Origin of the sequence: Curtobacterium flaccumfaciens, from assembly GCF_013359815.1 — a bacterium.
GTDB lineage: Bacteria > Actinomycetota > Actinomycetes > Actinomycetales > Microbacteriaceae > Curtobacterium > Curtobacterium flaccumfaciens.
Genome location: NZ_JABMCF010000038.1, coordinates 25,603 through 46,676, shown reverse-complemented (window position 1 = coordinate 46,676; position 21,074 = coordinate 25,603). Strand labels below are relative to the sequence as shown.

Here is a 21,074-nt window from a genome sequence, read left to right as displayed (position 1 = left end):
GATTCTACGAAGCGGCACCGACATTCGGCCGGGATGGAGGGTCAGACGAGTGCGTCGAGAGCGAACGCGACGCCGGATGCACGCTCACTCGCGGCCCAGAGCTGTGCTGCGACCGTGCGGTCGTGCGCCCGTGGTTCGGCCGCGACCACCGTGGCCGGGCCACGGAGCTGCATCCAGCCGGCCGGGCCCCAGTACTCCCCCGAGTGCACGTCAGCACCGACGGCCGCGTGCACGAGCGGCTGGGCGCCGACGTCCTTGCCCTGGGCGACGATGCGCTGCGCCGGGCGGATCCACTCGGGTTCGGGTCGTGCCGGGCTGATGTCCGGGCGTGCCGGCGACAGGCGGTCGAGCGACAGGCCGGGGTGCGCGACGACGCTCGACACGGACGACCCCGAGTCGGCCAGTCGCTCGGCGAGCTCGAAGCCGAACAGCATCACGGCGAGCTTGCTCCTGGCGTACTGGCGGTGGCTCGAGTACCGACCGACGCCGAGCGGATCGGTCGCGTCGAGCTGGGCGAATCGATGGGCGATCGACCCGAGGTGCACGACCCGGCCGGCTCGTCGTTCGAGCAGGGGCAGGACCCGGGCGGTCCACGCGAAGTGCCCGAGGTGGTTCGTACCGATCTGCAGTTCGGTGCCCTGTGCCGTGCTCCCCCGCGTCGACGCCCCGACGACCCCGGCGTTGTTCACGACCGCGTCGACGCCGTCGGGTTCCAGCGCGGCGAGTTCGACGGCAGCGGCACTGACCGAGTCGAGGTCGGCGAGGTCGAGGTGGACGTGGGCGAGCGAGGCGCCGTCGACGTGCCGACGGATGCTGCGCTCGGCGGCGTCCGCCCGGCCGCGGTCGCGCGTCGCCAGCACCACACGGTGCCCCGCTGCGGCGAGCTGCTCGGCGGCGTGGTACCCGAGCCCGGCGCTCGCACCGGTGACGACGACCGTGCGGGCGCCGTCAGCTGACATGTCCGGCCGACTCCATCTGGCGCAGGGCCTTCTTCAGGTCCTGCACCTCGTCGCGCAGTCGCGCCGCGAGCTCGAACTTCAGCTCCGCCGCAGCCTGCAGCATCTGGTCGTTCAGGTCGGCGATGGTGGCACCGAGCTGCGTCGCGCCCTCGCCCGCGATGCCGCCGCGCTTGAGGTTCGGCGTGGGCGACCGACGGCCGTCGGTGCCGGGCCGACCCTGCAGGAGCGCCTTCGTGTCGTCGTTCTCGCGCTGCAGGACCTCGGTGATGTCCGCGATCTTCTTGCGCAGCGGCTGGGGGTCGATGCCGCGCTCCAGGTTGTAGGCGACCTGCTTCTCACGACGGCGATCGGTCTCCTCGATCGCGATCTTCATCGAGTCGGTCATCTTGTCGGCGTACATGAGCACCTGGCCCGACACGTTGCGGGCAGCACGACCGATCGTCTGGATGAGCGACGTCGACGAGCGGAGGAAGCCTTCCTTGTCGGCGTCGAGGATCGCGACGAGCGACACCTCGGGCAGGTCGAGGCCCTCGCGCAGCAGGTTGATGCCGACGAGCACGTCGTAGACACCCTGCCGCAGCTCGGTCAGCAGCTCGACGCGCTTCAGGGTGTCGACGTCGGAGTGCAGGTACCGGACGCGCACACCGGCGTTGCCGAGGAAGTCGGTGAGTTCCTCCGCCATGCGCTTGGTCAGCGTGGTGACGAGGACGCGTTCGTCCTTCTCCACCCGCTGCTTGATCTCCTCGAGCAGGTCGTCGATCTGGCCGTCGCTCGGCTTGACCACGATCTCGGGGTCGATCAGGCCGGTCGGGCGGATGATCTGCTCGACCACGCTGTCGGTGACCCCGAGCTCGTAGCGCCCCGGGGTGGCCGACAGGTAGACCTTCTGCCCGACGCGCTCGAGGAACTCCTCCCACTTCAGCGGGCGGTTGTCCATCGCGCTCGGCAGGCGGAACCCGTGCTCGACGAGGGTGCGCTTGCGCGAGGCGTCACCCTCGTACATCGCGCCGATCTGCGGCACGGTGACGTGCGACTCGTCGATGACGATCAGGAAGTCGTCGGGGAAGTAGTCGATGAGGCAGTGCGGCGCTTCGCCCGGACCACGGCCGTCCATGTGCCGCGAGTAGTTCTCGATGCCCGAGCAGAACCCGATCTGCTCCATCATCTCGATGTCGAACGTGGTGCGCATCCGGAGGCGCTGGGCCTCGAGCAGCTTGCCCTGGCCCTCGAGCTCGGCGAGCCGTTCCGCGAGTTCTTCCTTGATGGAGGCGATCGCACGGTGCATCACGTCGGTGTCCGCGACGTAGTGCGAGGCCGGGAAGATCGACACGGCGGGCAGGTCGTCGATGACGTTGCCGGTGAGCGGGTGCAGCGAGGAGAGCGCTTCGATCTCGTCACCGAACATCTCGATGCGGATCGCGTGCTCTTCGTACATCGGGATGATCTCGATCGTGTCGCCGCGCACCCGGAACGTGCCCCGGGCGAAGTCGACGTCGTTGCGCTGGTACTGCATGGCGACGAACTTGCGGACGAGCTGGTCGCGCGAGATCGTCTGGCCCACGTGGAGCGCGACCGAAGCGTTCATGTACTGCTCGGGGGTGCCGAGACCGTAGATGCAGGAGACGGTGGACACCACCACGGTGTCGCGACGGCTGAGCAGCGAGTTCGTCGTGGAGTGCCGGAGTCGTTCGACCTCGGCGTTGACCGAGGAGTCCTTCTCGATGAAGGTGTCCGTCTGCGGGACGTAGGCCTCTGGCTGGTAGTAGTCGTAGTAGGAGACGAAGTACTCGACCGCGTTGTTCGGCATCAGGCTGCGGAACTCGTTGGCGAGCTGGGCCGCGAGGGTCTTGTTGTGCGCGAGCACGAGCGTCGGTCGCTGCACCTGCTCGATGAGCCACGCGGTCGTCGCCGACTTGCCGGTACCGGTCGCACCCAGCAGCACGACGTCGGTTTCACCGGCGTTGATCCGCCCGGCGAGTTCCGCGATGGCCGCGGGCTGGTCGCCACTCGGCGAGTACTCGCTGATGACCTCGAACGGACGCACCGCTCGGGTCGGTTCGATCGCAACACCCATGGGGACAACGGTAGTCGGCACCCCTGACACCGAGGGCTCCTGCTCGCCCTCGGCGTACTGTCCGCTGCAAGCAGGCTCCAAGTCGACTGATGGTCAACGGGCATACCGTCCGATCCGTCCAGTCACCCGACTCCTTCCCACTCCCCCGAAGAGGCCTCATGACCACGGCGAACCCGGCCGCACCGATCAAGGGCACTCCGTTCCGCGGACGCATCCGCGGACGCGTGCTCGTCCTGCTCTGCTGCATGTACGCGATCTCGTACATCGACCGGACGAACATCTCGACGGCGCTGCCGCACATCACCGAGGAGTTCGGGTTCAACGAGGCGACCGCCGGCCTCATCGTCTCCGCGTTCTCGTTGCCGTACGCCCTGCTGCAGGTGTTCGGCGGCACGATCAGCGAGAAGTTCGGCCCGCGCCGGGCGCTCTTCGTCATCACGGTGATCTGGGGCGTCGCGACGCTCTGGACCGGGTTCGCGGTCGGCTTCTGGACCCTCTTCGCCGCACGGGCCCTGCTCGGGCTGAGCGAGGCCGCCGCGTTCCCGACCGCCACGCAGGCGATGAGCCGCTGGATCCCCCGCGACCGGAACGGCTTCGCCCAGGGGGTGGTGCACTCCGCGGCACGGCTCGGGAACGCCCTGGCCCCGCTCATCGTCGCGTGGGTGATCGGCGCGACGGGCAGCTGGCGCTGGGCGTTCTTCGCCACCGCGGTGCTGTCCCTGGCGTGGGCCGTCGTCTGGTTCGTCTGGTTCCGCGACAAGCCGGAGTCCGCGAAGGGCATCACGCAGGTCGAGCTCGCCGAGCTCCCGCCGGTCGAGACCCGCGCGACCCGTCCCCCGGTGCCGTGGCGGCAGATGGCGAAGCAGATCCTGCCGGTCACCTTCGTCGACTTCGGGTACGGCTGGACCCTCTGGGTGTTCCTCACGTGGCTCCCGACGTTCCTCAGCTCGACCTACGGCCTGGAGATCGGCGACTTCGCCCTGTTCACCACCCTCATCCTGCTGGCCGGTGTCGTCGGGGACACCGTCGGCGGGATGCTCAGCGACCGCATCATCCACCGCGGCGGGGACACCCGGAACGCCCGCCGGATCATCCTGGTGATCGGCCTCGGCGGCTCGCTCCTCTGCCTCATCCCGCTCGTGGTCGGGCAGGGGCTGCTCGTCGCGACGATCTCGCTGGCCCTGTCGTTCTTCTTCCTCGAGCTCTGCAACGCCAACCTCTGGGCGATCCCGATGGACGTGGCGCCGCAGTGGTCCGGCACGGCCTCGGGCTTCATGAACACCGGGTTCGGCATCGCCGGTGTCGTCTCGCCCATCGTGTTCGGTCTGCTCATCGACGCCTCCGGCTGGCAGGTGCCCTTCGCGCTCTCCTGCGTCCTGCTCGGAGCCGCGGCCGTCGTCGCGTGGTTCATGAAGCCCCAGCGGCTGACCTCCACCGACGGCGTGCTCGAGATCGGCACCCCGAAGGCCGAGCAGCGCTCGGCTTGACGGCCGGCAGCCGGTGCGCGGGACGTGCGCCGGCCCTGGTGGTCCGCACGCGACGGCCGGGAGGCGCGGGTCGGGCCCGCCACGTGCCTCCCGGCCGGCGTGCCCCGCGCCCACCGCCCCGAACGGCTGGTGCGAGGTTCCGGACCCCGTGGGACGGCGTCACCATCGCACCACGGACGGAACCTCGCACGAGAGCTGCGCCGTGCGGGCGAGCGCTCAGCGCGCGGCGCGCCGCCCGACGTCGTCGGTCTCGCCGACGAGGGCGTCGTCCGGCTCCACCGGTTCCGGCGACCGCTGCGGCACGCTCGCGCCGGCGGACCGACGCACCCGCGCCGCTCGCGACGCCCGAGAGGACAACGACGGCCGCCCGGTCAGCGGCACGCTGAGGGGCGTCCACCGGAACAGCTCGGTCACCGCGACGGACAGCACCAGCACGAGCACGTAGGTGACGAGCGTGAGCCACGGTCGTGGCACGACGGCCTCGAGCCAGCTGTCGCCGTAGAGCAGGATCCAGATGACGAACGGGTGGCTCAGGAAGATGCCGAACGAGCGGTCGGACGCGTAGTCGACGAACCGGGCGGTCCGGCTTCGGGGTCGCCGGCGGTCCGCCCAGGCGGCACCGATCGCCAGGAACCCGACGAACACCGCGGTGCTCCAGACCACCTGGATCGGCTGCAGCGGCGTCCCCGCGGCGTAGAGGGACTGGCCGAGGCCCACCTGGAGCGCCCACACGCCGAGTATCACCCCTCCGACGCCGGCGAACGCCCACAGGACCGAGCGGCGGTGGACCCGGATGAACCGCAGGAAGGCGTCGGCGTGGTCAGCGGCGATCGCCCCCGAGACGATGAAGAAGACGTACGAGAAGAAGAACTGCTTCTGGTACCCCTGCATCCACGCGTCGCTCGCCGGGAAGTACTTGTACCCGGCGAACACCACCAGCTGGACCAGGAGCGCCACGACCAGCACGGTCACGTGGTGCCCGCGGGTCCGGCGCACCAGCCAGACGATCACCGGCAGGAGCAGGTACACCTGCATCGTCACGAGCAGGAAGTACAGGTGGTACCACGAGGTGCCGGTGACGATGCCCTCGGCCGCGGTGCGCACCAGGTCGGGGAGGTCACCACGGCGAGTGGGGCTCAGCAGCCAGGCCGCCGCGACGTAGACGAACGACCACGCCAGGTACGGCACGCCCACGAGCAGGAACCGCTTCGGCCAGAACTGCGCCATCGGCCTCGGGCGCAAGGTGTAGCTGTACACGAGCACGAACGCGGTCAGCGAGAAGAAGACCAGCCGGGTGAAGTGCAGCAGGGCGAGCAGCGCGTTCAGCCCGACGTCGTCGGTGGCGGCGGTGTGGCTCGTGGTGTGCACCCCGATCACGCACGCGAACGTGAGGATGCGGAGCACGTCGACCTCGTACAGGTGCCGGGGCTTGCCCTCGGCCGTGCGTGTCGGCGTCTGCACCCCCGGCTCGTCGCCGGTCGATGCCGGGGACACGCGTGACGCCCCGTTCACGAGGGTCGGGCCATGGTCCGGACCTTCGCGCGCTGCACCTTGCCGGTGGGCGCACGCGGCAGGTCGGGCACGACGATGACCTCGATCGGTCGGCGGAACCGGGTCAGGTGTGCCTCGGCCCGGGCAACGAGATCGGCCACGAGGGCTGCGTGGTCGACGGGTTCGTCGGGCTGCGGGATCACGTAGGCGATCGGGACGGCACCGAGCACGTCGTCGGGGCGGCCGACGACGACCGCCTCGAGCACGCGGGGGTCGCCGAGCAGGACGTCCTCGACCTCGGACGGGTAGACCTTCTCGCCACCGCGGTTGATGACGTCGTCGGAGCGTCCGGCCAGGGACACCCAGCCGTCGGTGCTGACGGACCCGACGTCACCGGTGTGCAGCCACCCGTCGGCGTCGAACCGCTCGGACGCGCGGCCACCCAGGTAGCCCTGGACGATCCCCTCGCCCCGCACCCACAGCGCACCGATCTCGCCGGCGGGCAGCACCGAGCCGTCCTCGCCGCGGACCTGCACCTCGGACCCGACCGGCACCCCGACGGTGCCGGGCCGGGCGGGTTCGTCGAGCGGCGTCGCCGTGATCTGCGAGGCGCCTTCGGTCATGCCCCAGCTCACGACGAGCGGCACGTCTCCGAGGGCGGCGCGCACCGGATCGGGCAGCGGCGCCGACGCGCTGCGCACGAACCGCAGGCCCGGCGGGAAATCGAGCGGCCCGGTCTTCGCCAATACGGCCAGGACGGCCGGGACGGCGTTCAGCCACGTGATCCGTCGTTCGGCGAGCAGGTCCCAGAACCCGGTACGACGGAAGCGCCGGTCGAGCACGAGGGTCGCGCCGGCGACGAGCGTCGCGAGCAGTCCGACCACCTCGGCGTTCACGTGGAACAGCGGCAAGGAGTTGAACCCGCGGTCGTCCGGCACGAGCCGGTTGTGCCGTGCGACGGCCCGGGCGACGAACAGCAGCTGCGTCTCGGGCAGCTCGACGCCCTTCGGCGTGCCGGTCGACCCGGAGGTGAAGAGCACGACGGACCCCTGGCCCGGCGCGTGCGGGCTGTCGGCGGGCAGGTCGCCGTCACGGACGGCGGTCGGGAGGAACGTGGCCGGGTCGATCCCGCTCGCCGGTGCCCCGGGGACGGTCGCGTCCACCGCGCGGTCCGACACGACGATGGACGCGCCGCCGATCAGGTCGGCGAGACGGCCGGGCTCGGTGGCCGGCTGGCCGGTGTCGACGGGGATCGCCCGGCGACCGGAGGCGACGGCGCTCAGGTGCACGACCGTGAACGCGAGCGGGTCACCCACGTCGACCAGGACGGCACCCGACGGGGCGATGCCGATCGCGTCGAAGGTCCGCGACCAGGCGGTCACCGCGTCGTCGAGCGCGCGGTAGGTGAGGACGCGCTCGGAGCGGGCGTCCTCGAGGAAGTGGCGCACGCCCCCGTCGGCCGCACGGGCCCGGATGAGCGAGCGCAGGTCGGGTTCATCACGAACGGGCTGCACGCAGGAAGGCTATTGCGCGACGCTATGAGCGGTCAGAGGGAACAGCGGGATCTGTGGAGAACCGGTGCAGCATCCACTGCCACAGCGGGAGCATCCGGGGGACGCCGTCACGGGTGAGCGGCGTCGAGTCCTTGATGATCAGGGAGTGCGCCTTGCCGTCGCCGCCGAGGTCGGTGAGGATCGCGTGCGGGTCTGCTCCAGCGAGTGGCGGTGCGGTGTCCGTCTCGAACGGCCCGGATACACCGCTCAACCCGAGGACGTCCCACGAACCGGTGATGCGGGGGCCGAACGTGTCTCGGACGTCGTCGATGGCGTACATCCGGTCGACCGGTGTCCGGCCCGGGCGGTCCATCCACGCTGCGTGCGCCGGCCCGCGGGACTCCACGGGCGACGAGAACATCAGCGCGCCGTGGACACTGCGGATGTGGGCGATGTACGCCGCCTCTCCGCCGCCCTGCGAGTGCCCGGCCACGACGATGTCGTTCCAGACGATGCGGTCGTCGCCCTGGACGAACCGCCCCCAGCCGCCGTCGGGGTCGTGGTCGTCGAGGTACGCGACGGCGTCCCGGAAGCGCGAGACGATCGACCCGGCCGGACTCACCGCACTGAACGCCGAGGGCCGCGTGCCGTCGAAGCGGTTCCGCTGCACCATGCCGTAGCAGCGTGCGTTCGCCTCACACGTGCCGGACAGGGTGCGGCCCAGGTTCCAGTAGTCGAGGCCGAGCACGTGGTAGCCGTCGGCCAGAGCTGCTCCGAGGAACCGCTGGTACTCCGCGGGACGGGAGCGGGTCGCCGGCAGGAACAGCAGGAGCGGACCGTCAGCCGAGGTGCGTGCGGCGAAGTCGTCGCGGTTCGGGGTGAGCCGCTCACCGTTCACCGTTCCGAGCCGGAACCGGTGGAACTCCCCCTCGGGCCCGTGTTCGTCACCCGACGGCCGTTCGTGCACCGCGACGCGGCCGTTGTCCGTCACACGCTGGGCACCGAGGACGTTCGCGGCGACGAGCGAGGCGGCCCCGATCGCCACGAGGACGATCGCGGCGAGGATCAGCACGAGGCGGTGGTTCATGGAGTGATCCGCGCCCACACCTCGTCAGCGGAGTGGATCGTCTGCTCGAGCGTCCCGGTGGCGTCGACGACGTGGTCGGCGAGGGCGAGACGATCGGCATCGCTCGCCTGGGCGGCGACGCGGCGCTCGGCCTCGTCACGGGGCATCCCGCGGTGCTCGACGAGCCGTTCGATGCGCTGCGCCGCGGGGGCGTCGACCACCACCACGGCGTCGAACCGGAGCGGACGCGAGCCGCGGGCCTCGGCGAGCAACGGCACGTCGTAGACCACCACGCCGTCGGGGTCGGCGGCCTCGGCGGCGTCGAAGGCCTGCTGCGCGAGCCGCCAGACCTCGGGGTGCGTGATGGCTTCGAGGTCCTTCCGCGCCGCGGGGTCCGCGAACACGATCGACCCGAGCGCCGGCCGGTCGAGGGAACCGTCGGCAGCGATCACCGACGGACCGAACCGCTCGGCGACCTGCGCCAGGCCCGGGCTGCCCGGTGCCACGGCGTCCCGAGCCAGTCGGTCGGCGTCGACGACGACGGCCCCGTGCTCGGCCCAGCGCCGGGAGACCGTCGACTTGCCCGCGGCGATGCCGCCCGTGAGTCCGATGATGTGCACGGCAACAGGGTAACGACCCCGATGCCCGGAAACGCCGGAAGCCCGGCACCCTGTCAGGGGTGCCGGGCTTCCGGTCGGGACGAACCGCTCGATCAGTTGTTGGTCGAGCTGAGCTTCTCGCGGAGTGCAGCGAGCGACGCGTCGTCGGCCAGGGGGCTCGCGCCACCCGTCTCGCCGGCGAACGACGAGGTCGACGACGACGAGGAAGCCGTGGCCGGGAGGTCGAAGCCACCCTGCGCCTCGTCGGCGATGGTCTTCGCGACCTGCGCCTTGTGGGCTTCCCAACGCCCCTGGGCGGCCGCGTACTGGCCCTCCCACTCGGTGCGCTGCGTGTCGTAGCCCTCGAGCCACTCGTTGGTCTCCGGGTCGAAGCCCTCGGGGTACTTGTAGTCACCCTTGTCGTCGTACTCGGTCGGCATGCCGTAGAGCGCCGGGTCGAACTCGTCGCTCTCCGGGTCGACGCCCTCGTTCGCCTGCTTGAGGCTGAGCGAGATGCGGCGACGGTCGAGGTCGATGTCGATGATCTTGACGAAGACCTCGTCGTTGACCGAGACGACCTGCTCGGCGAGCTCGACGTGCTTGTTCGAGAGCTCCGAGATGTGCACGAGGCCCTCGATGCCGTCGGCAACGCGGACGAAGGCACCGAACGGGACGAGCTTCGTGACCTTGCCCGGTGCGATCTGACCGATCGCGTGGGTGCGGGCGAAGACCTGCCACGGGTCCTCCTGCGTCGCCTTGAGCGAGAGCGACACGCGCTCGCGGTCCAGGTCGACCTCGAGGATCTCGACGGTGACTTCCTGACCGACCTCGACGACCTCGCTGGCGTGCTCGATGTGCTTCCAGCTGAGCTCGGAGACGTGGACGAGACCGTCGACGCCACCGAGGTCCACGAACGCACCGAAGTTGACGATCGAGGACACGATGCCCTTGCGGACCTGGCCCTTGTGGAGGTTGTTGAGGAACGTCGTCCGGGACTCGGACTGCGTCTGCTCGAGGAGTGCACGGCGCGACAGGACCACGTTGTTGCGGTTCTTGTCGAGCTCGAGGATCTTCGCCTCGATCTCCTGGCCGAGGTACGGCGTCAGGTCGCGGACACGACGGAGCTCGATGAGCGAGGCGGGGAGGAAGCCACGGAGGCCGATGTCGACGATGAGACCGCCCTTGACGACCTCGATGACCGTCCCGGTCACGACGCCGTCGGACTCCTTGATCTTCTCGACGTCGCCCCACGCACGCTCGTACTGCGCGCGCTTCTTCGACAGGATGAGACGGCCTTCCTTGTCCTCCTTCTGGAGAACCAGGGCCTCGACCTCGTCGCCGACCTCGACGACCTCGTTGGGGTCGACGTCGTGCTTGATCGAGAGCTCGCGCGAGGGGATGACGCCCTCGGTCTTGTAACCGACGTCGAGGAGGACCTCGTCGCGGTCGATCTTCACGACGGTGCCGGAGATGAGATCACCGTCGTTGAAGAACTTCAGGGTCTTCTCGACCTCGGCCAGGAAGTCATCAGCCGAACCGATGTCGTTGATGGCGACCTGCTTAGGAGCCTTGGTCGTAGTGGTTGTCATGTAGAGATTGCTCCGAACGGACATGAGTCGGGCCATGGCGTGCGGGGACTCGGCCCCCGTGGTGCACCGCCGTGGCGATTGATTGAGTGGCGCGGATTGCGCCGAACAAGTCTAACCGCACCGGCGGAGGCCCCACAACCGGGCGTGTCGACGGCGCGTCACCCGACCAGGGCGGTCCGCAGGGTGTCGAGGCCGATGCTGCCGAGGGAGAGCGCACGGTGGTGGAACGCCTTCAGGTCGAAGTCGGCTCCCTCGCGGGCAGCGACCTCGTCGCGGATGGACTCCCAGACGCGCTGACCCACCTTGTACGAGGGGGCCTGCCCCGGCCACCCGAAGTACCGGGCGACCTCGAACCGGACGAACGCGGGGTCCATGTTCACGTTCTGCCCCATGAAGTCGAGCGCGTACTCCCACGTCCAGCCGCCGCCGTCAGGGTTCGTCTTCTGCAGGTGCACGCCGATGTCCAGCACGACGCGGGCCGCACGCATCCGCTGCCCGTCGAGCATGCCGAGGCGGTCCCCGTCGTCGTCGAGGAACCCGAGCTGCTCCATCAGCCGTTCGGCGTACAGCGCCCAGCCCTCGACGTGGCCGGAGGACCCGGACAGCTGCCGGCGCCACGTGTTCAGTTCGCCGCGGTTGTAGACGCCCTGGCTGATCTGCAGGTGGTGTCCGGGGACGCCCTCGTGGTAGACCGTCGTCTTCTCGCGCCAGGTGCCGAACTCGGTGACGCCCTCGGGGACGGACCACCACATGCGGCCGGCACGGGAGAAGTCATCGGAGGGGCCGCTGTAGTAGATGCCGCCCTCCTGCGTGGGGGCGATCCGGCACTCGAGGCGACGGATCGGGTCCGGGATGTCGAAGTACGTCCCGGCCATCGCGGCGATCGACGCGTCGCTCGTCTCCTGCATCCACCGCTGCAGCGCGTCGGTGCCGTGCAGGATCCGGGACGGGTCGGTGTCGAGCACCTCGATCGCCCGGGCGACGCTCGCGCCGGACTCGATGCGGTCGGCGATGCGCTCCTGCTCGTCCCGCATGCGCGCGAGTTCCTCGAGGCCCCACTCGTACGTCTCGTCGAGGTCGACGACCGCGCCGAGGAACCGGCGCGAGTGCAGCTCGTAGGCCTCGCGACCGACGGCATCGACGGGGGTGGCGAGCGGCAGCAGCTCGTGCTCCAGGAACTGGCCGAACGAGCGGTAGGCCGCCGCGGCGACCTCGGCACCACGGTGCAGGTCTGCTCGGAGCGTCTCCGGCACGGGGCCGTCGCCCTCGAACGCCGCGGAGTCGGCCAGCTGACGGAACATCCCGCCCTCGGCGCCGGTTCGCGCCGCCTGCTCGGCGATGAGCGCGACCTGGCGCTTCGCCGGGGTGACGTCCTCGCGGGTGCCCTCGAGCAGGGTCTCGCGGATGCCCTCGAGCGCGTCGGGCAGCGCGTGCAGTCGGCTCGCGATGTCCTGCCAGTCGCCCTCGGTCGCGGTCGGCATCAGGTCGATGATCTCGCGGACCGACTGCGCCGGGCTCGCGATGACGTTCAGGTCGCGGAGGTGCAGCTTGCGCTCGTACGACTCCTGCACCAGGTCCAGCTCGGCTCCGAGGTCGGCCTTCGTCACCTGGTCCACGGAGTCGACGGCGGGAGCGGCGTCGAGCGCACGCTTCGCACCGCGCGCGGCCTCGGCCATCGCGGCTGCGCCGGCGGGCGAGGTGTCGCCGTACTCCCCCGTGCGCCCCGGGACGCCGATGTACGTGGCGGTCGTCGGGTCGAGGTCGACGAGGGTGGTGACCCAGTCCTCGGCGACGCGGTCGACGGCGGACGGCTGGCGGACAGGACGCTCTTCGCTCATGCCCCGACCCTACCGACCCTCGGGTCGACAGGACCCCCGGGCCGCCCGGGTCAGTGGGCGGCGCTCTCCCAGTTCGGCCCCACGCCGACCGAGACGTCGAGCGGGACACTCAGCTCGGCAGCGCTGCCCATCCGGGTGCGGAGGATCTCCTCGACACGCTCCTGCTCACCGGGCGCGACCTCGAGGATGAGCTCGTCGTGCACCTGGAGCAGCAGGTGCGACTGCAGCTCGCCTTCGCGCAGGTCGTCGGCGACCCCGAGCATCGCGATCTTGATGATGTCGGCGGCCGAACCCTGGATCGGGGCGTTCAGCGCGGCGCGTTCGGCGTTCTCGCGCAGGACCCGGTTCGGGCTCTTCAGGTCGGGGAACGGGCGACGGCGACCGAAGATCGTCTCGGTGTAGCCGTCCTCGCGCGCCTGCTTGACGACGTTGCGCAGGTAGTCGCGCACAGCGCCGAAGCGAGCGAAGTACTCGGTCATCAGGGTGCGGGCCTCGGACTGCTCGATGCGCAGCTGCTTCGACAGACCGAAGGCGCTCAGCCCGTAGGCCAGGCCGTAGGACATCGCCTTGACCTTGGTGCGCATCTCGTTGGAGACCTCGGACGGGTCGACGCCGAACACCCGGGCGCCGACGAAGCGGTGCAGGTCCTCGCCCTCGTTGAAGGCCTGGATGAGCCCCGGGTCGCCGGAGAGGTGCGCCATGATCCGCATCTCGATCTGTGAGTAGTCGGCGGTGACGAGCGTCGTGTACGGCTCGGCCACCGCGAACGCCGACCGGATCCGGCGACCGACGGCCGTCTTCACCGGGATGTTCTGCAGGTTCGGGTCGGTCGACGAGACCCGGCCGGTGCTCGTACCGGTCTGCTCGTAGCGGGTGTGGATGCGCCCGTCGACCACGGCGGCGTCGAGCGTGTCGACGATCTGCCGGAGCTTCGTGGCGTCGCGGTGCTGCAGCAGGAGCCCGAGGAACGGGTGCGGGTGCTGTTCCTGCAGGTCGGCCAGGCTCGCGGCGTCGGTCGAGAACCCGGTCTTGGTCTTGCGGGTCTTCGGCATCGCGAGCTCGGTGAACAGGACTTCCTGCAGCTGCTTCGGCGATCCGAGGTTGACCTCGTGCCCGATCTCGGCGAAGGCCTGCTGCGCGAGGTCGGCGGCGCGCTCCCCGAGTTCCTTCGACAGGCCGGTGAGCACCGGGCGGTCGATGCCGACGCCGATGGTCTCCATGCCCGCGAGCACCGAGACGAGCGGCAGCTCGATGTCGTCGAGGACCTGCAGCGAGGACGCGTCGATCCGGGCGCGCAGGGCCGTGGTGACGCGGAGCACGAACCACGCGTGCACCCCGACGTTGACCGGGTCGGTCTCGGGGACCAGCTGGTTCGGGTCGGCCGTCGGCAGTTCTTCGCCGAGCTCCTGGTAGACGAGGTCGGACAGTGGCTGTCCCTGCTTGCCGGGCTGCGCGAGCCACCCCATGATCCGGGCGTCGCCGGCGATGCCGTTCACGACGAAGCCGGCGGTGCCGAGCGCCTTGATCGCGGCCTTGGCGTCGTGGAAGTGCTTCGGGGCGTCGGAGGCGAACCAGGCCGAGAGCTGCTCGTAGTCCTGCGCGCCGCTGCCGCCCGGTACCAGCACGGCGTCGTCGTGGGTCGCGATGCCGATGGCGCTGAGGCGTCCGTCGATGACCTCGACCGCGACGCCGTAGCCGTTCGCCGCCTCGGTCGCGTTTCGGCGCTCGAGCCAGTAGCCGAGCTCTTCGTCGATCAGGGTCTTGACGGGCGGCGGCGTCGGCGCGCCGTCGTCGACGGTTCCCTCGGCCGCGGGCTCCGCGGGGTCGCCCGACCCGGCCACCTTGAAGACGCGGTCGAGCAGCGTGCGGAACTGCAGCTTGGCGAAGAGCTCGCGCACCGCGGTCTCGTCGACCGGGCGGAGCGCGACGTCGGCGGGACCGACGGGCAGCTCGACGTCGGTGACCAGGCGGTTGAGCCGGCGGTTCCGGATCGCCCGGTCCTGCTGCTCGCGCAGGTTGTTGCCGACGACGCCCTTGATCTCGTCGGCGTGCTCGAGGACGCCGTCGAGCGACCCGTACTGGGTCACCCACTTGACCGCGGTCTTCTCGCCGACCTTGTCGATGCCGATCAGGTTGTCGCTGGTCTCGCCGACGAGTGCGGCGATGTCCGGGTACTGGTGGGGCTCGATGCCGTAGCGCTCGTAGACCTTGTCGCGGTCGTAGCGGGTGAGTTCGGAGACACCGCGGACGGACGGGTAGAGCAGCGTGACGTCGTCGTTGACGAGCTGGATCGAGTCGCGGTCACCGGAGACCACGTAGACCGTGAAGCCCTGGTCGGCACCCTGCTTGGAGAGGGTCGCGAGGATGTCGTCGGCCTCGTAGTCCTCTTTCGTGACGGTGGTGATGCCCATCGCCTCGAGCGCCTGCTGCAGGAGCGGGATCTGCCCCTTGAACTCGGCCGGGGTCTCAGAGCGGGTGCCCTTGTACTCGGCGTACTCGCGGGTGCGGAACGAGAACCGGGAGATGTCGAACGCCACCGCCAGGTGGGTGGGCTTCTCGCGCTGCAGCAGCATCAGCAGCATCGAGATGAAGCCGTGGATCGCGTTGGTGTGCTGCCCCTCGCGGTTCACGAAGCTGTCGACCGGCAGCGCGTAGAAGGCCCGGAAGGCGAGCGAGTGGCCGTCGATGACCATGAGGGTAGGCTTTGCGGAGTCCGACACCCGGACAGCCTACCGACGCCCGCTGACACGGAAGGTCGACGCAGACCGTGACCGACGACACCGCATCGACCACGATCGATCCCCGCCTCGATGAACGCGGCATGGGTGAGCTGGCCGAGAAGATGGGCATGGTCATCACCGAGCTCTCGGCCGAGCGGGCGGTCGGTTCGATCCCCGTCGAGGGCAACCGCCAGCCGGTCGGCCTGCTGCACGGCGGCGCCTACGTCGTCCTCGCGGAGAGCCTCGGTTCGATGGCCGCGAACGTGCACGCCGGGCCCGGCCGCTACGCCGTCGGCATCGAGCTCAGCGCCTCGCACTCCCGCAGCGCCACGAGCGGCATCGTCACGGGCACGTGCACCGCCATCCACCTGGGCGGCACGCTCACCACCCACGAGATCGTCCTGACCGACGACCAGGGTCGTCGCTGCTCCACCGTGCGGATCACGAACATGATCCGCGAGCGTCGCTGACCGACGGACCGACGGCTCAGTCCTCCGGCGGCCGCTGCAGCAGCAGGCGGGCGTCGCCGAACCCGAGCCTCCGGTAGAGCCGCTCGCCGTCCACGCTCGAGTGCACCGACGTCCGCTCCACGCCGAGTTCGTCGGCGACCGCGAGCAGCGCCGTCACGAGGCGTCCGGCGACGCCGGAACCGCGCAGCTCCGGGTGCACGTAGACCGTCTGCAGCTCAGCGGCGAACCGGTCACCGTCGACGTGCGGCGCCGGCGGTCGCGGGTGGACCGCAAGCCACGCCATGCCGAGCACCACGCCGTCCCGCTCGGCGACCACGCACCGGTGCGACTCACGGTGACGGGCGGCGAAGTCCGTCATCGCCCTGCGGTACTCCCCCGGCGTCTGCACCGGCGAGCGGCCGTCCTCGTCGACGCTCCACCGCCACCGCAGGTCCGCCACCGCCGGCATGTCGTCAGGCCGGGAGGCCCGGATCACCACGTCGTCCAGGGCTCCAGCCTGCCAGGTGGTCGCGGCACACGCCCCGCCCCCGGACGCAGGAACGCCGCCGACCCCAGGGGGTCCGGCGGCGTTCCGTGAGCGACGGTGGTGCGCTGACTACTTCTTGGCGCTGAGCTGCTCGATGATCGCCTTCGCGACGTCGTGCATGGTCAGGCGGCGGTCCATCGAGGCCTTCTGGATCCAGCGGAACGCCTCGGGCTCGGTGAGGCCCATCTTCTCGTTCAGCAGGCCCTTGGCACGGTCGACGAGCTTGCGGGTCTCGAAGCGCTCGACGAGGTCGGCGACCTCGGCCTCGAGCGTGATGATCTGCTGGTACCGCGAGAGGGCGATCTCGATCGCGGGGAGCAGGTCGTTCGGGGTGAAGGGCTTGACCACGTAGGCCAGCGCACCGGCCTCGGTGGCACGCTCGACGAGGTCCTTCTGGCTGAACGCGGTCAGCAGGACGACGGGTGCGATGTGGTTCTTGGACAGCTTCTCGGCTGCGGAGATGCCGTCGAGCTGGGGCATCTTGACGTCCATCACGACGAGGTCGGGGCGGAGGTCGGTCGCGAGCTGGACGGCGGTCTCACCGTCACCGGCTTCACCGACCACGTCGAACCCGTTGTCGCGGAGGATCTCCACGATGTCGAGGCGGATGAGCGACTCGTCCTCGGCGACGACGACGCGACGGGGTGCTGGTGCTGTTGCTTCTGTGTCACTCACGGACGAAAGCCTACTAGACGACGGAAGTGCCGGATCCCAGACCACGCAGATCGATCAGTCGCAGATCGATGCTTGGTACGAGTGGCGGGACTTGAACCCGCACGCCGTGAGGCAGAGCATTTTGAGTGCCCCGTGTCTGCCGATTCCACCACACTCGCGAGGAGGCCAACACTACCAGCCCGACCCGCGCCTCCCGGCCCGTCGTCGACCGTCTCAGGAGCCCTCGAGCGCCTCGATCGCCGCCACGAGACCGGCCCGTCGCGGCGACCGCCGCGGCAGCACCGTGAGCAGCGCGCGCAGCACGAGCGCGTCGGTCGCACCGTCCGGGGTGCGCGCCCACGCGAGCAGGGCGTCGACGCCGCCGTCGGCGACGACCGACTCGCGGAACCGCAGCCGCACCAGGTCACGGACCGCGTCGACGCCGGGTGCGGCGGAGCCCGGCAGGACCGGTCCGGCGTACCGGTCGACGGCCTGGAGGCGCGCGCCGCGTTCGAGGGCGGACAGCACGCCGTCGACGTCGGTCCGGACCCCGGTCACCCGGTACGGCCGCGACGTCACGGTCACGTCCGGCGCGTGCTGCGCGAGGACCCGGCGCAGCCGGACGACCTCGGCGCGCAGGGTGACGACCGCGCCCGGGTCACCGTAGACGGCGGCGGCGAGGTCGGTCGCCGCGAGGCCGGCGGGGTGCGCGGCGAGCACGACGAGCAGTTCGGAGTGCCGCGCGGACAGCTCGACCCGACGGTCGGCGATCCTGAGCACGGCGGTGTCGGTCCCGAGCACGGTCAGCTCGGCCGACGGCACACGCGGTGTCCGCGCGCGGGGGCGGACCGCGGCGAGGGCGAGCTGGGCCTCGGCGGCGGCGACCGTGGCGGCGAGCAGCGACAGCGTGTGCCGCTCGACAGCGCGGTCGTCGCCCGTCAGGTCGAGCACCCCGACGGTGGCACCGCTCACGTCGTGCACCGGGACGGCCGTGCACGAGAACGGCTTGACGGCGTTCGCGTAGTGCTCGTCGGAGCGGATCTGCACCGGACGGTCCAGACGCAGTGCCGTGCCGGGCGCGCTGGTGCCGACGCGGTCCTCCGACCAGTCGGCCCCGGGGACGAAGCCCATGTCCTCGGCGGCGCGACGCGTGGAGCGGGCGCCGTCGACCCAGACGAGACGACCCGCGGCGTCCGCGACGGCGACGACGCACCCGGCCGAGCGGGAGTCATCGAGCAGCAGCCGGCGGACCACCGGCAGCAGGGTGGCGAGGGGGCCGTCGTGCCGGACGGCGTCGAGTTCGTCGTCGCCGAGGGCGAGGACCGGGGCGGCGTCGGGGTCGACCCGGGCGGACCGCTGCCACGACGCGGCGACGAGCGGGCGGAGCCGACCGGGTGCGCGCATGCGTCCTCCGATCGACCCCACCCGCCGCTCCGTCGCGACGCGTGCGGTCAGCCTACGTCCGGGCCACCCGCGGGACCAGGCCGAGATCGGCGAGCTCGGCGTCGTCGAACATCCTCGACCGGGTGAGGAACCGTTTGCCCTCGGGGACCTCGACCGAGAACCCGCCGCCCCGACCGTCGACGACGTCGATCGTCAGGTGCGTGTACTTCCAGTACTCGAACTGCGACACCGACATGTAGACCTCGACCGGCTCGAGGCCGTCCACCTGCAACGCGCCGAGCAGGACGTCCCCCGGGCCGGTCCGGAACATGCCGACCGGGTAGCACATCGGACTCGAGCCGTCGCAGCAGCCGCCGGACTGGTGGAACATCAGCGGGCCGTGCCGGGCGGTGAGGGTGTGCAGGAGCTCCCCCGCCGCCGGCGTCACCGCGACGCGTGCGGTGTCGGGCATCAGAAGAAGCCCATCGGTCCATCGGCGTACGAGACGAGCAGGTTCTTCGTCTGCTGGTAGTGGTCGAGCATCATCTTGTGGTTCTCGCGCCCGATGCCGGACTGCTTGTAGCCGCCGAAGGCCGCACCCGCCGGGTACTGGTGGTACGTGTTCGACCACACGCGCCCGGCCTGGATGTCCCGTCCGGCGCGGTACAGGGTCGTGACGTCCCGGCTCCACACCCCGGCGCCGAGCCCGTACAGGGTGTCGTTGGCCGTGGCGATCGCGTCGTCGTAGCCGCTGAAGGACGTCAGCGCGAGCACGGGCCCGAAGATCTCCTCCTGGAAGATCCGCATCGAGTTGTCACCCTCGAACACCGTCGGCGTGACGTAGTAGCCACCCGAGAGTTCGCCGCCCAGGTCGGCGCGCTCGCCACCGGTCAGGAGCTTCGCGCCCTCCTGCTTGCCGATGTCGATGTAGCTCAGGATCTTCTCGAGCTGGTCGTTGGACGCCTGGGCGCCGATCATCGTCGACAGGTCGAGCGGGTGTCCCTGCTTGACGGCACGGACGCGTTCCAGGCCGTCGGCGACGAACCCGTCGTAGATCTCCTTCGCCACGAGTGCCCGGGACGGACACGTGCAGACCTCGCCCTGGTTCAGGTTGAAGAACGTGAAGCCCTCGAGCGCCTTGTCGTAGAAGGAGTCCTTCTCGGCCGCCACGTCGGGGAAGAACACGTTCGGGCTCTTGCCGCCGAGCTCGAGCGTCACCGGGATGAGGCTCTGCGACGCGTACTGCATGATGAGCCGCCCGGTGGTGGTCTCGCCCGTGAAGGCGATCTTCCGGATGTCGGGGTGCTGCGCGAGCGGTGCGCCGACCTCGATGCCGAAGCCGTTGACGACGTTGAGCACCCCGGCGGGCAGCAGGTCGCGGATGAGCTCGACGAGCACGTGGATGGACGCCGGGGTCTGCTCGGCGGGCTTCAGCACGACGCAGTTGCCGGCGGCGAGGGCCGGCGCGAGCTTCCACACCGCCATCAGGATCGGGAAGTTCCACGGGATGATCTGCCCGACGACGCCGAGCGGTTCGTGGAAGTGGTACGCCACGGTGTCGTGGTCGATCTCGCCGGCGGAGCCCTCCTGCGCACGGATCGCCCCGGCGAAGTACCGGAAGTGGTCGATCGCGAGCGGGATGTCGGCGCCGAGGGTCTCGCGGATCGGCTTGCCGTTCTCCCACGTCTCGGCGACGGCGAGCATCTCGAGGTGCTCCTCCATGCGGTCCGCGATCTTGTTGAGGATGACGGCACGTTCGGCCGCGCTCGTCCGCCCCCAGGCCGGGAACGCCTTCCATCCGGCGGCGACGGCCCGGTCGACGTCCGTGGAGTCACCGCGGGCGACCTCGGTGAACACCTTGCCGGTGACGGGCGTCGGGTTCTCGAAGTACTGCCCGCTGGCTGACGGCACGTACTCGCCGCCGATGAAGTGATCGTACCGGGATCGGTACTCGACCAGGGAGCCGGGCTCGCCGGGTGCGGCGTAGCTGGTGGGCGAGGGTGCGATGGTCATGGTGGTGCCCTTTCGACGACGCTGTCGGGGCGCACGGGTCGCGCGCCTGCTCCGCACGGTACGACCGCGGGGGTTGCAGGTCGTTGCACGGTCCGGAGCTCCGACGGGTAGCGTGCTGGACACCAGCGCTGGCGATCAGGGAGGAGCGCTCGTGGATTCTCGTGCCGTCAGGACGTTCCGGGTGTTCGTCGTCGTCACCGCCGTCGTCGCCATCGCACTGGGCATCGTGGCCATCGTCTGGCCCCGCCCGTCGCTCGTGCTCGTGGCGCTGCTGTTCGGCGTGTACCTCGTCGTGGCCGGAGCGCTCCGGGTCTTCGCCGCGGTGCGTGGGCACGGCACCCGTCCGGTGTGGCGGTGGACGTCCGGCATCGTCGGCGGCCTGGTCGCGGTCGCGGGGCTCGTGACCCTGCTCGACCCGGCGATCCCGCTCGTCGTCTACGCCGTGCTCGCCGGGGTCGGGTTCCTGACCGAGGGGGTCGCCGCGATCGTCGGCGGGTTCGTCGGCCACCCGGGGTCGTCACGCGTCCCGACGGTCGTCAGCGGCGTGCTGTCGATCATCGGGGGCATCGTCGTGCTCGTCGCTCCCGGACTCGCGCTGACCGTCTTCATGGTCTTCGCCGGCATCGCGCTCATCGTCGTCGGGGCCGCTGCCCTGCTGCTCCTGCCGCCGCGCGCCGCCGTCCGCCGCTAGCCGCCGCTCGCCGGCCGCGCG

Annotated in this window: 17 protein-coding genes and 1 tRNA gene; 3 read left to right on the top strand and 15 right to left on the bottom strand. The window is 70.5% G+C overall.

The window, feature by feature from the left end; all coding sequences use genetic code 11:
* Positions 1-41: 41 nt before the first annotated feature.
* Together HP445_RS11350 and uvrB are read right to left on the bottom strand one after the other, a co-directional pair.
* On the bottom strand, positions 42-959 hold the full coding sequence (locus HP445_RS11350) for an SDR family NAD(P)-dependent oxidoreductase (protein ID WP_128779960.1): 918 nt from the start codon (positions 957-959) through the stop codon (positions 42-44).
* On the bottom strand, positions 949-3,021 hold the full coding sequence (gene uvrB / locus HP445_RS11345; protein WP_042540944.1) for an excinuclease ABC subunit UvrB: 2,073 nt from the start codon (positions 3,019-3,021) through the stop codon (positions 949-951). The genes HP445_RS11350 and uvrB overlap by 11 nt, the downstream gene beginning before the upstream one ends.
* A gap of 170 nt (positions 3,022-3,191) precedes the next feature.
* Between uvrB and HP445_RS11340 the strand changes: the two genes are divergently transcribed.
* Entirely contained in the window at positions 3,192-4,520 is a 1,329-nt protein-coding gene (locus tag HP445_RS11340; RefSeq protein ID WP_164941112.1) for an MFS transporter, read from the top strand.
* A gap of 216 nt (positions 4,521-4,736) precedes the next feature.
* On the opposite strand, the gene HP445_RS11335 is transcribed toward HP445_RS11340, so the two are convergent.
* The 7 genes from HP445_RS11335 to polA form a co-directional block, all read right to left on the bottom strand.
* The gene (locus HP445_RS11335; protein WP_164941113.1) at positions 4,737-5,981 is read right to left on the bottom strand and encodes an acyltransferase; all 1,245 of its coding nucleotides are present in this window, start codon (positions 5,979-5,981) and stop codon (positions 4,737-4,739) included.
* Between the two features lie 47 nt (positions 5,982-6,028).
* The gene (locus HP445_RS11330) at positions 6,029-7,525 is read right to left on the bottom strand and encodes an AMP-binding protein (RefSeq protein ID WP_128779963.1); all 1,497 of its coding nucleotides are present in this window, start codon (positions 7,523-7,525) and stop codon (positions 6,029-6,031) included.
* 22 nt (positions 7,526-7,547) lie between these two features.
* Entirely contained in the window at positions 7,548-8,591 is a 1,044-nt protein-coding gene (locus HP445_RS11325) for a BPSS1187 family protein (RefSeq protein ID WP_128779964.1), read from the bottom strand.
* Positions 8,588-9,190, bottom strand: a complete 603-nt coding sequence (coaE, locus tag HP445_RS11320; protein WP_128779965.1) for a dephospho-CoA kinase — start codon at positions 9,188-9,190, stop codon at positions 8,588-8,590. Before coaE ends, HP445_RS11325 begins: the two co-directional genes overlap by 4 nt.
* A gap of 92 nt (positions 9,191-9,282) precedes the next feature.
* The gene (rpsA, locus tag HP445_RS11315) at positions 9,283-10,758 is read right to left on the bottom strand and encodes a 30S ribosomal protein S1 (RefSeq protein WP_071403741.1); all 1,476 of its coding nucleotides are present in this window, start codon (positions 10,756-10,758) and stop codon (positions 9,283-9,285) included.
* A gap of 158 nt (positions 10,759-10,916) precedes the next feature.
* A complete protein-coding gene (locus HP445_RS11310; protein ID WP_110864554.1) occupies positions 10,917-12,596 on the bottom strand; it encodes a DUF885 domain-containing protein in 1,680 nt (559 codons plus the stop codon).
* Positions 12,597-12,646: 50 nt separating this feature from the next.
* Positions 12,647-15,289 carry a DNA polymerase I gene (polA, locus tag HP445_RS11305; protein ID WP_217499898.1) on the bottom strand — a complete coding sequence of 881 codons (2,643 nt, stop codon included), beginning with the start codon at positions 15,287-15,289 and terminating at the stop codon, positions 12,647-12,649.
* 128 nt (positions 15,290-15,417) lie between these two features.
* On the opposite strand from polA, the gene HP445_RS11300 reads away from it, so the two are divergent.
* Positions 15,418-15,786, top strand: a complete 369-nt coding sequence (locus HP445_RS11300) for a PaaI family thioesterase (RefSeq protein WP_051596794.1) — start codon at positions 15,418-15,420, stop codon at positions 15,784-15,786.
* Positions 15,787-15,802: 16 nt separating this feature from the next.
* Here HP445_RS11300 and HP445_RS11295 read toward each other — a convergent pair whose 3' ends face one another.
* The 6 genes from HP445_RS11295 to exaC form a co-directional block, all read right to left on the bottom strand.
* Positions 15,803-16,261, bottom strand: coding sequence for a GNAT family N-acetyltransferase (locus tag HP445_RS11295; RefSeq protein ID WP_128779967.1), 459 nt, complete (start codon positions 16,259-16,261; stop codon positions 15,803-15,805).
* A gap of 120 nt (positions 16,262-16,381) precedes the next feature.
* Positions 16,382-16,987, bottom strand: a complete 606-nt coding sequence (locus HP445_RS11290) for an ANTAR domain-containing response regulator (RefSeq protein ID WP_017887240.1) — start codon at positions 16,985-16,987, stop codon at positions 16,382-16,384.
* A 73-nt stretch (positions 16,988-17,060) separates the two neighbouring features.
* Positions 17,061-17,145: transfer RNA gene (locus HP445_RS11285), tRNA-Leu, on the bottom strand.
* 55 nt (positions 17,146-17,200) lie between these two features.
* Positions 17,201-18,370: a helix-turn-helix domain-containing protein gene (locus tag HP445_RS11280; RefSeq protein ID WP_128779968.1), complete on the bottom strand. Its 1,170-nt coding sequence runs from the start codon at positions 18,368-18,370 to the stop codon at positions 17,201-17,203.
* 52 nt (positions 18,371-18,422) lie between these two features.
* Positions 18,423-18,821 carry a DUF779 domain-containing protein gene (locus tag HP445_RS11275; protein ID WP_111029267.1) on the bottom strand — a complete coding sequence of 133 codons (399 nt, stop codon included), beginning with the start codon at positions 18,819-18,821 and terminating at the stop codon, positions 18,423-18,425.
* Complete coding sequence (exaC, locus tag HP445_RS11270; protein ID WP_071403735.1) at positions 18,821-20,362, bottom strand: acetaldehyde dehydrogenase ExaC; 1,542 nt, start codon at positions 20,360-20,362, stop codon at positions 18,821-18,823. Before exaC ends, HP445_RS11275 begins: the two co-directional genes overlap by 1 nt.
* A 151-nt stretch (positions 20,363-20,513) precedes the next feature.
* On the opposite strand from exaC, the gene HP445_RS11265 reads away from it, so the two are divergent.
* Complete coding sequence (locus HP445_RS11265; RefSeq protein ID WP_164941115.1) at positions 20,514-21,053, top strand: HdeD family acid-resistance protein; 540 nt, start codon at positions 20,514-20,516, stop codon at positions 21,051-21,053.
* Positions 21,054-21,074: the final 21 nt, after the last annotated feature.